General features: G+C 65.3%; 9 protein-coding genes and 2 tRNA genes. 3 read left to right on the plus strand and 8 right to left on the minus strand.

Annotated elements, in window-relative coordinates; all coding sequences use genetic code 11:
• The first annotated feature begins 96 nt into the window (after positions 1-96).
• Together AC099J_RS10280 and AC099J_RS10285 are read left to right on the plus strand one after the other, a co-directional pair.
• Positions 97-1,350, plus strand: a complete 1,254-nt coding sequence (locus tag AC099J_RS10280) for a D-amino acid dehydrogenase (RefSeq protein WP_479615148.1) — start codon at positions 97-99, stop codon at positions 1,348-1,350.
• A 124-nt stretch (positions 1,351-1,474) separates the two neighbouring features.
• On the plus strand, positions 1,475-2,812 hold the full coding sequence (locus AC099J_RS10285; RefSeq protein WP_479615459.1) for an NAD(P)H-hydrate dehydratase: 1,338 nt from the start codon (positions 1,475-1,477) through the stop codon (positions 2,810-2,812).
• Positions 2,813-2,844: 32 nt separating this feature from the next.
• Here the strand turns inward: AC099J_RS10285 and AC099J_RS10290 are convergent, their stop codons facing one another.
• Positions 2,845-3,600 (minus strand): SDR family oxidoreductase, encoded by a 756-nt coding sequence (locus tag AC099J_RS10290; protein ID WP_479615149.1) that lies wholly within the window; start codon positions 3,598-3,600, stop codon positions 2,845-2,847.
• A gap of 47 nt (positions 3,601-3,647) precedes the next feature.
• Positions 3,648-5,900 (minus strand): ribonuclease R, encoded by a 2,253-nt coding sequence (rnr, locus tag AC099J_RS10295; protein WP_479615460.1) that lies wholly within the window; start codon positions 5,898-5,900, stop codon positions 3,648-3,650.
• Between the two features lie 53 nt (positions 5,901-5,953).
• Between rnr and AC099J_RS10300 the strand changes: the two genes are divergently transcribed.
• Positions 5,954-6,038: transfer RNA gene (locus AC099J_RS10300), tRNA-Leu, on the plus strand.
• A gap of 112 nt (positions 6,039-6,150) precedes the next feature.
• Here the strand turns inward: AC099J_RS10300 and rimO are convergent.
• From rimO to AC099J_RS10330, 6 genes are all read right to left on the minus strand, one after another.
• Positions 6,151-7,530, minus strand: a complete 1,380-nt coding sequence (gene rimO, locus AC099J_RS10305; RefSeq protein WP_479615150.1) for a 30S ribosomal protein S12 methylthiotransferase RimO — start codon at positions 7,528-7,530, stop codon at positions 6,151-6,153.
• Between the two features lie 32 nt (positions 7,531-7,562).
• On the minus strand, positions 7,563-8,096 hold the full coding sequence (gene phaR, locus AC099J_RS10310; RefSeq protein ID WP_479615151.1) for a polyhydroxyalkanoate synthesis repressor PhaR: 534 nt from the start codon (positions 8,094-8,096) through the stop codon (positions 7,563-7,565).
• 163 nt (positions 8,097-8,259) lie between these two features.
• Positions 8,260-8,336 (minus strand) — tRNA-Val (locus AC099J_RS10315).
• A 56-nt stretch (positions 8,337-8,392) separates the two neighbouring features.
• Positions 8,393-10,609, minus strand: coding sequence for a RelA/SpoT family protein (locus AC099J_RS10320; RefSeq protein WP_479615461.1), 2,217 nt, complete (start codon positions 10,607-10,609; stop codon positions 8,393-8,395).
• Between the two features lie 39 nt (positions 10,610-10,648).
• Positions 10,649-11,593 carry an alpha/beta fold hydrolase gene (locus tag AC099J_RS10325; protein ID WP_479615462.1) on the minus strand — a complete coding sequence of 315 codons (945 nt, stop codon included), beginning with the start codon at positions 11,591-11,593 and terminating at the stop codon, positions 10,649-10,651.
• A 149-nt stretch (positions 11,594-11,742) separates the two neighbouring features.
• Positions 11,743-12,465 carry an SIMPL domain-containing protein gene (locus tag AC099J_RS10330; protein WP_479615152.1) on the minus strand — a complete coding sequence of 241 codons (723 nt, stop codon included), beginning with the start codon at positions 12,463-12,465 and terminating at the stop codon, positions 11,743-11,745.
• Positions 12,466-12,569 lie beyond the last annotated feature (104 nt).

Below are 12,569 nucleotides of genomic sequence, written 5' to 3' on the forward strand. Positions count from 1 at the left end.
CCGAAGCGAACCCGTCAGCAAAAACCCTACGAGTCTAGCACACCGCCTCAGCGCGTCGCGACTCGTCACCCTGCACCAGTGCGGGGCCTTCACTGCATGAACATTGCCATCATCGGTGCCGGCGTTATCGGCATCACCACAGCCCACGCGCTGGCCGTAGACGGCCACCAGGTCACGGTCTTCGAACGCAACGCTGCGGCGGCCACGGAAACGAGCTTCGCCAACGCTGGCGTCGTGGCACCGGGCTACGTGACGCCGTGGGCCGCGCCCGGCATGCCGGCCAAGGTGGCGCGCTACCTGTTGCGCAGACACGCGCCGATCAAGCTGGGCTGGCCCTTGTCCGCGCGGGAGTTGGCGTGGATGTGGCGCTGGTTCCAGGCCTGCGATCTGGATGTCTACCTGGCCAATCGGGCGCGCATGCAGCGTCTGGCGTTCTACAGCCGCGACCAACTGCACCGCCTCACCCGGGATCTTCGTCTGGAGTACGACCGCAGCGACGGCTACATGGTCTTGTTGCGCTCAGAGCAGGACGCCGCGCTCGTCGAGCCAGGCCTGCAGGTGTTGCGCGAGGCAGGCGTGCGCTTCGCGCGCGTCAACGCAGATGCGGCGCGGTCGATCGAGCCCGCGCTCAACCCTGACATGCGGTTCGCCGGGGCCATCCACCTGCCGGACGACGAGGTCGGCAACTGCCGGCAGTTCAGTCTGTTGCTCAAGGGCGAAGCGCAGCGTCTGGGCGTCGAGTTTGTGTTCGGCACGGCGGTGACGTCGATCACGCACGGGCGGCCGGTGCACCTGCGCCTGGCTGGACGTGCCGAACCAGGTGCGTACGACGCTGTCGTGTGCTGCGCCGGCCTGGCCAGCGCTGCGTTGCTGCGCCAGCTGCGGATTGCCATCCCCATGGCAGCGGTGTACGGCTATTCAATCACCGCCACCGTGCGCGAGCCACTCGATGCGCCACGCAGCGCGGTGATGGACGAACGCTACAAGGTGGCCATCTCCAGGCTGGGGCAACGCGTCCGTGTCGCGGGCAGCGCGGAAATCGGCGGCTCGCCGCTACGCCATCGGGAGGCGGCGATCCAGACCTTGTTCAAGGTTCTGCACGACTGGTTTCCCGGCGCCGCCCAGCTGTCGGCCGGGGTCCAAGTCTGGAAAGGCGCCCGCCCGATGCTGCCGGATGGTCCGCCCATCCTGGGCGCCAGCGGCGTCCCTGGTGTCTGGCTGAACCTGGGGCACGGCTCCAGCGGCTGGGCCTTGAGTTGCGGCAGTGCCCGCGTGGTGGCGGACCAGATCGCCGGTCGCCCGGCCGAGGTGGATACCGAGGGGCTGGGAATCGAGCGTCTGCGCCGCTGAGGCTCGCGGACAATCAGGGACCATGCGCCCTGTCACGAACGAACGCCCCTGGCCCCTGCACGACAGCGCCGCCACCCGGCGGATGGAAGCCGTCGCAGCAGCCGCTGCCGGACCGCATGCACTGATGCAACGGGCAGGTGCGTCCGTGGCTCGACTGGCGTTGGCCTTGGCGCCCCACGCGCGCACCTATTGGATCGTCTGCGGACCCGGGAACAATGGGGGCGACGGTTTCGAGGCCGCCATGCACCTGCGGCGCCAGGGCCGCCAGGTCCTGGTCCGCTGGCTTGGCGACGAGAGTCGCCTGCCGCAAGACGCAGCCCTGTCGCTGCAGCGCGCGCGCGCAGCCGGCGTGGTGTTCAACGAGCAGCAACCAACCCATTTGTCGCCGCAAGACCTGTGCATCGACGCCTTGCTCGGCCTGGGCGGCAACCGTCCGCCGACCGACGCCATGGCCGCCAGCATGGCTGCCATTGGCCAGTGCGCCGCGACCGTCCTCTCCATCGACTTGCCGAGCGGTTTGGATGGCGACACCGGCGGCGGTGTGCCCGCCGTAGGCGCTGACCACACGCTGAGCCTGCTGACACTGAAGCCCGGGCTTTTCACCGCTCAGGGTCGGGACGCCTCGGGCCAGGTCTGGTTCGACGATCTGCAGTCGAGTGACCACGCCCCCGCGCCAAGTGCCTGGCTGTCCGGCGCCCCATCTTCCGACGCCCGCCTCCATGCAAGCCACAAGGGCAGCTATGGCGATGTGGCCGTGGTCGGCGGTGCGCCTGGCATGCAAGGTGCCGGCGTGCTTGCAGCGACCGCCGCCTTGCACGCTGGTGCGGGCCGCGTCTACCTCAGCCTGTTGGGCCAGGACGGAACTGACCCTGCACCGTCGTCGCCTGCGGAACTGATGACGCGCAAATTCGCAGCCCTGCCGCTGTCCGCGCTCGCGGTCGCCTGTGGGTGCGGTGGCGGTGCGCAGATCGCACAGGTGCTGCCGCGTGTGCTGCACGAGGCGGCGCACCTCGTTCTGGACGCCGACGCGCTGAACGCGATCGCCGGTGACCCCACACTGCAGTCGCTGTTGCAGGCGCGAAAGCTACCGACTGTGCTGACGCCCCATCCTCTCGAAGCGGCGCGGCTTCTGGCTTGCACGGTTCGCGAGATCCAAATGGACCGCCTCGCGGCAGCCCGCCAACTCGCAGCCCGTTTTGGCACTGCAGTAGCACTCAAAGGGTCCGGGACGGTGATCGCAGCCCCAGGTCGAACGCCCCACATCAACCCCACAGGCAATGGACGGCTTGCGACTGCGGGCACGGGCGATGTGCTGGCGGGTATGGTGGCTGCGGAGTTGGCAAGGGGCACAAGCGCGTTCGATGCAGCCTGTGCTGCAGTTTTTCGCCATGGCGCGATCGCCGACCGCTGGCCGTCTGCCCTCCCCCTTACAGCCGGCGCCCTGGCACGGGCAGCAGGCTGAGGCCTGCCCCCTACTGCCCGTCTTTCCGACGGTCAGCCGCGGCCGGCGAACGGCATCTTCGTCGCCATGATCGTATGGAACATGACATTGGCCTCCAACGGCAGATTGGCCATATAGAGCACGGACTGGCCCACGATGGCCACGTCCATCAAGGGCTCTGCGGCGATCTCGCCATTGGCCTGCGGCACGCCCTTGGCCATGCGCATGGCCATCTCGGTCGCGGCATTGCCCACGTCAACCTGTCCCACCGCAATGTCGTACTTGCGCCCGTCCAGCGATGCCGTCTTGGTCATGCCTTTGACCGCATGCTTGGTCGCGGTGTAGGCGATCGAGTTCGGCCGCGGGGTGGTTGCGGAGATCGAGCCGTTGTTGATGATGCGGCCGCCACGCGGTGTTTGCGACTTCATCACGCGAAATGCCTGCTGGATGCACAGGAACATGCCGGTCAGGTTGATGTCGACCACGTTCTGCCACTGCTCGAGCGTCAAGTCCTCCAGCGGCACGCCGGGCGCATTGACGCCGGCGTTGTTGAACAGCACATCCACCCGGCCGAAGGTCTGCACGGCACCATCGAACAAGGCCCGCACCGATTCAGCATCTGCCACGTTCGTTGGCAGAACCAAGGCGTTGTCAGCCGCGCCCGACTCGGTCCGCACTTCGTCCAGCGGCTCGCGCCGCCGGCCTGCCAACACCACGCGATAGCCACCGGCCAACAGGGCCAGCGCCGCCGCCTTGCCGATGCCCGAACCGGCGCCTGTGACGATTGCGACTTTTCCATTGGTACCCATGTGCGATCTCCTTGAATGCAGTTGTTCGTTCGATCAGGCGCATCGACTCAACGTCGGCTGCGCCCCTTCTTCTTGGTTGCCGCCTTGGCCCCTGCGGCATTGAGCGTGCGGACCAGGGCACCGCCCTGGTGCTCGCGCATTTTCTGCGACGAACTCCGCCCGGCGCCGCGTGTGACGCCCTCGCCGCGCATCTCCGCCTCGCCCGCCTCGCGCGGCATGCCTTTGTCCTTCATCGATCGCGCGACGAGATCCTCACCCTCGCGGATCAAGCGGAAATCGATCTTCCGCCCGTCGAGATCCACGCGACTGACCTGGACGCGGACACGCGTGCCAACGGCATAGCGAATGCCCGTGCGTTCGCCGCGCAGTTCCTGACGGGCTTCGTCGAACTTGAAGTACTCGCCCCCCAACTCGGTGATGTGAACGAGCCCTTCCACGTACATGGCATCGAGCGTGACGAAGATGCCGAAGGTGGTGGCCGCCGTGACAACCCCGCCGTACTCCTCGCCCAGATGCTCGCGCATGTACTTGCACTTGAGCCATGCCTCCACGTCGCGGCTGGCTTCATCGGCGCGGCGTTCGTTGGCACTGCAATGCAGGCCTGCTGCCTGCCAGGCCTGCATCTCGGCGCTGACCTTGCGGGGTTTGGTGTCTGGCTCGCCAACACGCCCCTCCAACCGGGACGTCTGGTTCTTCTGCAGACGCTTGGCGAGCTTGGCATGCGCCTCACCGGGCGTCGGCAGCGACGGCAGCTGGTATTTGGTGCGCGCCAGGATCGACTTGATGACGCGGTGCACCAGCAGGTCAGGGTAGCGACGGATCGGGCTGGTGAAGTGCGTGTACGCCTCAAACGCCAAACCGAAGTGGCCACTGTTGATGGGCGTGTAGATCGCCTGCTGCATGGAGCGCAGCAGCATCGAATGGATCTGCTGTGCGTCCGGTCGGTCTTTGGTCGCGTTGGCAATGGCTTGAAACTCCGCGGGCTCTGGGTCATCGCTGATCGACAGGCCCACACCGACGGCCTTGAGGTAATTGCGCAGGACCTCCTTTTTCTCCGGCGTCGGCCCTTCGTGGACACGGAACAGGCCCGATCGCTTGTTCTGCGCGATGAAATCGGCACTGCACACATTGGCCGCCAGCATGGCCTCCTCGATCACGCGGTGTGCCTCGTTGCGTGTGCGCGGCACGATCTTCTCTATGCGCCCGTTCTCGTCGCAGACGATCTGCGTCTCGACCGTCTCGAAGTCGACGGCACCTCGCTGCGCGCGGGCGCCGAGCAGCGCCCGGTAGACCTCGTGCAGATGCAGCAGATCCTGCACCCGATCCTTGCGACGCAAGGCCTCGGCGCCTCGCGTATTGCCCAGGATCGCTGCCACCTCGTTGTAGGTGAAGCGCGCGTGACTGAACATCACAGCCGGATAGAACTGATAGGCGTGGACTTCACCCTTGCCCGTGACGAGCATGTCGCAGACCATGCACAGCCGCTCGACCTCGGGGTTCAGGGAGCACAGTCCATTGGACAGCTTCTCAGGCAGCATCGGGATGACGCGGCGAGGGAAGTACACGCTGGTCGCACGGTCATACGCATCGACATCGATGGCAGAGCCTGTCTCCACGTAGTGGCTCACATCGGCGATCGCCACCAGCAAGCGCCAGCCTTTGGCGCGCCCCACCTTGGCAGGTTCACAGTACACGGCATCGTCGAAGTCACGCGCATCCTCGCCATCGATCGTCACCAACGGCACGTCCGTCAGGTCGATGCGATGGCGGCGATCCTGCGGCCGAACCTTATCAGGCAGGCTGCGCGCCAGCGCGATGCAGGCGTCCGAAAAGACATGAGGCACATCGTACTTGCGCACCGCGATCTCGATCTCCATGCCGGGGTCATCGACCTCACCAAGCACTTCCTTGACGCGCCCGACGGGCTGACCATAGAGGGCCGGCGGCTCCGTCAGTTCGACCACGACAACTTGCCCCGTTTTGGCCGTGCCCGTGGCGCCCTTGGGAATCAGGATGTCCTGACCGTAGCGCTTGTCCTCCGGCGCCACCAGCCAGACGCCGCTCTCCTGCAGCAAGCGGCCGATGATGGGCTGCGGCGGACGCTCGACGATCTCGACCACGCGGCCCTCCGGTCTGCCTTTTCGGTCCTGCCGCACGATGCGGGCCTTGACCCGGTCCTTATGCAGCACCGCGCGCATCTCGTTGGACGGGAGGTAGATATCGGACTGGCCGTCGTCGCGCTGCACGAACCCGTGACCGTCGCGGTGGCCTTGAACGGTGCCTTCGATTTCATCGAGCAGGCCGCTTGCATGACTAGAATTTTTGATGATAGAATCGCTTTCTTTCCTGAAATGCCCAGGTGGCGGAATTGGTAGACGCACTAGTTTCAGGTACTAGCGAGTAACATCGTGGGGGTTCGAGTCCCTTCCTGGGCACCAATGATAGTTAGGCAAACAAGCCGCTGAGTGATCAGCGGCTTTTTTGTTGCCTGCTTGATTGGGCCGGTGCGGCGCGCGTTCGAACACACACGCGCGCACTGATGCATTGGCATCAGACCGGCACCGCCACGAGGTCGTGGCCCTGCGCGCCGACGATGCGGGCACGCGTGAACTCCCCCACCTTGAGGGTCTTGCTGATCTTCTCCGGCGCCAGCAACTGCACCGTGCCATCGATCTCCGGCGCATCGGCGTAGCTTCGCCCGACACCACCCTTGCGCCCCATGGCGGGCGCGGAGTCGACCAGCACCTGCATCGTGGCGCCAACGCGCCGCTGCAACCTTGCTACAGACACCTGTTCCGCGACTTCCATGAACCGGGCGCGTCGCTCTTCTCGCAGCTCCGAAGGCAGCATGGGAGCGATGTCGTTCGCCGCTGCGCCATCGACCGGGCTGTAAGCAAAGCAGCCGGCGCGGTCGATCTGTGCCTCCTTGACGAAATCCAGAAGGTGCGAAAACTCCTCCTCGGTCTCACCTGGAAAGCCCGCAATGAAAGTGCTGCGCACCACGAGCTCAGGGCAGGCCTCACGCCAGCGTTGCAAGCGCTCCAGGTTCCTCTCGCCGCTCGCCGGGCGCTTCATGCGGCGCAGAACATCGGGATGGCTATGTTGAAACGGCACATCCAGATAGGGCAGCACACGGCCGGCCGCCATCAACGGAATGATCTCATCGACACTCGGATACGGATACACATAGTGCAACCGGACCCACGCACCGAACGGCTCGGCCAAATCACCCAAGGTCTGCACCAGTTCCAGCATGCGCGTCTTGACGGGCGTGCCATTCCAGAACCCGGTGCGGTAGCGCACGTCCACGCCATAGGCCGAGGTATCCTGGCTGATGACCAGCAGTTCCTTGACGCCACTTTCGAACAGCGCACGCGCTTCATTGAGCACATCACCGATCGGACGCGACACCAGGTCGCCACGCATCGACGGGATGATGCAGAACGTGCAGCGATGGTTGCAGCCTTCGCTGATCTTCAGATATGCATAGTGCTTGGGCGTGAGCTTGATACCCTGCGGTGGCACCAGATCAATGAACGGATCGTGAGGCTTGGGCAGGTTGGCATGCACCGCGTCCATCACCTCCTGCGTCGCATGAGGGCCGGTCACCGCCAGCACACTCGGGTGCATCTGCCGGACGAGGTTGCCGCCGCCGTCGCCGGTCTTGGCACCCAGGCAGCCGGTGACGATCACACGGCCGTTGTCGGCGAGCGCCTCGCCAATCGTGTCCAGGCTCTCGCGGACCGCGTCGTCGATGAACCCGCAGGTATTGACAATGACGAGGTCTGCGCCTTCGAAAGTCTTGGAGGTTTCGTAGCCCTCAGCGCTCAGTTGCGTGAGGATCAATTCGGAATCGGTCAGAGCCTTGGGACAACCCAAGCTGACAAACCCGATCTTGGGAATTTTCGTGGGCAAGTCGACAGCAGTCATCCCGCTATTGTCGCCCCGATGCCTGGGCGAGCTCAGCGCTTGGCGCCCAGAGAACTGAGCAGCTGCTCGGTCTGCTTTTGCATTTGCTCCTGCATCTGCACAAACACATTCTTGGATTGCTCGACGTAACTTCCCATCATGCCCTGTAGCAGAGGCGACTGCAGCGTCAGGAACTGCGACCAGACCTCTGGCGACATGCTCTTGGACTGCTCGGTCAACTTCGTCTGCATGTCCACGAAAGCCTGCATGTTCTTCTCAAGATAGGGCCCGATGAAGCCCTGCATGGCGTTGCCGTAAAAACGGATGATGCTGGCCAGCGCCTGCTCGGTGAACAGCGGGGCGCCACCGGCCTCTTCTTCCAAAATGATCTGCAGCAGAATCGAACGCGTCAGGTCTTCGCCTGTCTTGGCATCACGCACCACCAGCGCCTGGCTGCCCATCACGAGCTTTTTGACTTCCGCAAGCGTGATGTAGGTCGAGGTGTCCGTGTCATAGAGACGCCGATTCGGGTACTTCTTGATGACGCGCTGCACCGATTTTTCGGCGCCAGGCTTCTTGGTCTGCACTGAGATCCTTCAGGTGAAGCTGCGTAGTTACGCTGCACTGCAGCAGATTCTAGAGAGGCCGCCGAGAGACCCCGCCCAAGGATAACCCTGAGCATTGCCGTGAGCAAAAAATCCGGAAGTTCCACCGCTTTGAAACGTTTCCCCTGGTCAAGGAAACAAGCGATGGTAGGCGCGATTGGACTCGAACCAACGACCCCCACCATGTCAAGGTGGTGCTCTAACCAGCTGAGCTACGCGCCTGTGTGTCGTCGAGAGATGAGAGTATAGCAGGACAAAATGCGTGCTCTTGAGCGCAGTCAGCGCCGGCGCGCGGAACGCACACCGGCCACTTCGGCCACGATACCCAGTACACGCGCGAGCTTCGCTGAATCGGCGATCTCCACCGTGAACGTCATCCACGCCGTTCCCTTGACGGACTGCGTCTGCACGCCGGTCACGTTCATCCGCTCCTTCGTGAACACCTCCGAAATGTCGCGCAGCAGGCCCTGCCGATCGGCCGCCTCCACCGCAACGTCGACCGGGTAGACGGCACCAGCCTCGTTGCGGGGGTTGCCCCACTGCACCTCGATCACACGCTCGCCATTGCGCGCGGCCATTTCGCGCAGATTGCTGCAGTCTGCACGGTGAATGCTCACGCCCTTGCCGCGCGTGACGAAGCCGACGATGCCATCCGGCGGCGCCGGCTTGCAGCACTTGGCCAGTTGCGTCATCAACGAATCGATGCCGACCACCAGCACGCCGCCTTTGTCGGTGCCACGCGCCTTCTTCAGCAAGGGCGCATCGTGCTGCGCAACTGCAGGGCCGGGTGGCCTCAGCAGTGTCTCGATGCTGCGCAGGGAAAACTCTTCCTTGCCGACCACCTCGAACAAGGCGTCGGCCGACTTGAAGCCCAGCTGCGACGCCAGATCGTCGAGCTTGACGGCGGTCTTGCCCTCGCGCTGCAGCACCTTCTCGACCGCCTCGCGCCCACGCGCCACGGTCGTGTGCACGGCCATGGCGTTGAACCACGCCCGAGCCTTGGCGCGCGCCCGGTGGCTCACCAGGTAGCCCAGCTCGACGTTGAGCCAGTCGCGCGACGGCCCGCCTTCCTTGGCCGACGTGATCTCGACCGTCTGCCCGTTCTGCAACGGCGTGTTGAGCGGCACCATCACGCCGTCGACCCGCGCCCCGCGGCAACGGTGGCCCAAGCTGGTGTGAACCGAATAGGCAAAGTCCACCGGCGTTGCGCCGGCGGGCAATTCGACCACTGCGGCATCCGGCGTCAACACATAGATGCGGTCGCTGAGCACATCGATGTGCCCTTGCTCTGACAAGCCTTTGGGCCGCAGCTCTCCCGAAAGGTCGCGCTCCCACGCCAACAGCTGGCGCAACACGGCGATCTTCGCATCGTAGGCGCCGCTCGCCGTCACGCCAGCGTAGCCTTTGGCGCCCGCTTCCTTGTAGGCCCAGTGCGCCGCCACGCCGTGCTCCGCGTGGTCGTGCATCGCCTGCGTGCGGATCTGGATCTCGATAGGCAGCCCGGTCTGTTGCGCCGTGCGCGGACGCACCACCGTGTGCAGCGACTGGTAGCCGTTGCCCTTGGGCTTGGCGATGTAGTCGTCGAACTCGTCGGCCATCGGCGCGAAGCGCTCGTGCACCCACCCCAGCACGGCATAGCACTGGGCGACATCCTGCACGATCACGCGCAGCGCCCGCACATCGAACACCTGGTCGAATCCCAACGACTTGCCGCGCATCTTCTTGACGATGCTGTAGATGTGCTTGGGCCGGCCCTGCACGGTGGCGTCGATCCCCTGCGCCTTCAGCTCGCGCTCCAACGACGTGCGCAGTTGCTCGATGCCGGCCTCCCGCTCTACGCGCTTTTCGTCCAGCAACCGGGCCACCTGCTTGTACGTCACCGGTTCGAGAAAGCGGAAAGCCAGGTCTTCCATTTCCCACTTGATCTGCCAGATGCCCAGCCGGTTCGCCAGCGGCGCGAACACTTGGAGCGACTCGCGAGCCAGTTGATCGCTGACCTCGGTCCGGCTGGCTGCGCACCACCGCAGCGTCTGCAAGCGTGAGGCCAGGCGCAGCATCACCACACGCAGATCGCGCGAGAACGCCAGCAGCATCTTGCGCACGTTCTCCGTCTGCACGGCAGGGTCGTCGACCAGGTGCGCCGACGACTCGGCACCGCGTGACAGGCGCTGCACGCGCATCAACTGCGTGGTCTCCACCGCCAACGCGGCAAAGTTCTCACCGAACGCCTTGGCGATGACCTCACGCGGCCGGTTCAGGTGCACACAGGCGTGGACGAGATAGCTGGCCGCCTGCATCGCCTCGGAACCGCCGAGCGAACGCAAAATTGCCGCCACAGCGTCTGCATGGTCCAGCGTGTTCTCGCCTGAGTCCAGCGTCTCGCTGGCCGTCAGGGGTTCGGCGAAAGCGCGGGCCCGCGTCAGCGAATTCGCCTGATCCGCCAGCCCACGCTCGGTGGCGGCGATCAGATCGTTGACGGGAATCGGCGCGGCCATCGCACCGCCCACAGCAGCTTTCACCACGAACAGTGGCCTTCAGGCATCGAGCAGGAACTGGCCGACGGCACGCACCTGGTCGTCTGCGATCAGCGTCGGCGCGTGGCCCACGCCGGCAAATTCCACCAGCTGCGCGTGGGGGCCCCGACCCACCATGGCCTGGGCCGTCGCCGGCGCCAGCAGGTCTGAATCGGCGCCACGCAATAGCAATGTCCGGGCAACGATCTGGTCGTACACGCCCCAGAGGGCGGCCTCCCCTTGCTGCGCGGCCTCCTGCGTCAACGCAGCGAAGGGGACGGCGATACGCGGGTCATAGTGGAGCCGCAAGGCGCCGGCCGCATCGCCAGGCGAAACCGGCCGCACCATCGGACGCGACAGATCCAGCCACTGCTCTGGCGTATGCGGCCCGAAACCGGTGGACACCGCCCACATCGCATCGGCAGCCTGCTGCAGGGAATCGAAGGGGCCGCCGCGCCCCAGGTAGGTGCCGATGCGCTGCAGCGCCTGCCATTGCACGACCGGCCCGACATCGTTCAGCACCAGCCGGCGCAGCGGGGCTGGCAGGGGCAGCCCGGGTTGCCCGGCCACGACCATCCCGATCAGGCCCCCCATGCTGGTGCCAACCCAGTCCAGCGTCTGTACCGGCGCCTGCGCATGAAGCTGGGCGAGCAGCGCCAGCATGTCGCCCGCGTACACCGGTATCTGATAGCCGCTCGGATCGGCCAGCCAATCGCTGTCGCCGCGGCCCACCACGTCCGGGCACACCACGCGCATGTGCGGGGCCAGAGCACGCGCCAGGGTGTCGAAATCGCGCCCCTGACGCGACAGTCCATGCACGCAGATCACCACGTGAGGGTTGTCGGCCTGGCCCCACTGCCAATAGGCCATGCGATGCGATGGCGGGTTTTGCGGCGCTGCGGCGCCTTCTGCAGAAGCCGCGGCCAAGCCGGGGCATATCACGTGGTGAAGTTCAGGATCGGTCATGTCGGAGGCGGGGAAGCCGAGTGTGCAAACGATCGTAAGTGATCTATCGGCCGTCCTTCGGTTCTGCACCCAATCCAGCACGAATCAAGAGGCCACCGAACAGGCCACCGCCCCTGTTGGCTGCCCGTCTGTGCCAGGCACCCGAACGGCTAGCGCAGCTGCACCCCACCCGAGACGGTGACCTCCACAGTGGTCTTGCCCGCCTCCACCGGCACCGGCGCCATCTCGGCAGACATCGACTTGGCCTGCATGGCCATGGCGCGCGGATGCACCCCGCCGCCCGAGTCGTTGGCGTTCACCGCCACCTCACGCAAGCTGTAGTCGGCAAAGCCGAAGCTGCGCGCGATCTCGCTGGCCTTGGCCTTGAAGCGTTCGATGGCCATGGCTTGTGCCTGCGTCTCCACGCGCGCGCGCTCGTCCCGGCTCAGGCTGAACTCCACGTTCTGCACGACCAGCCCCGACACGCGCCCGGCCGCGCTGGTGATGCGGGCGAAGTCGCGCCCGTGCAGCACGATGTCGGCCGTGCCGACCCAAGTGGTGATGCGACCCTCCTTGGAGTGCCGGGGGTACAGGCTGAAACCGCCAGTGCGCACCTCCATCTGGCCGGGCGACGCGGACTTGCGCGCCTCCGCCAGCGCTGTATCGATGGCGGTCTTGAGCTGCGCCTGCACGGCGGAGGCGTCAGCGGCCTCGCGGGTGGTCGCAAGCGTGAGGCTCAGGTAGTCCTGCGGCACTTCGACCGATCCCGTGGCGCTGAGTTGCACGACGTTCTGGGGCACCGGCTGGGCCACCAGGGCTTGTGCGCCCACCGGCGCGGCACACGTCAACGCAGCCGCCAAAAAATAAAAGGCACTAAATCGGGACACCAGCATGAACGAGACCCTTCATTGGAAAAAAACAGCGGTACCGGCACTTCCGAACCGATGTTTGCACATGCTCCGCGCCACTTGCATACATACGATGTAGCACGTGGCGC

It is taken from the genome of Rhodoferax sp. RT4P68 (assembly GCF_056521305.1).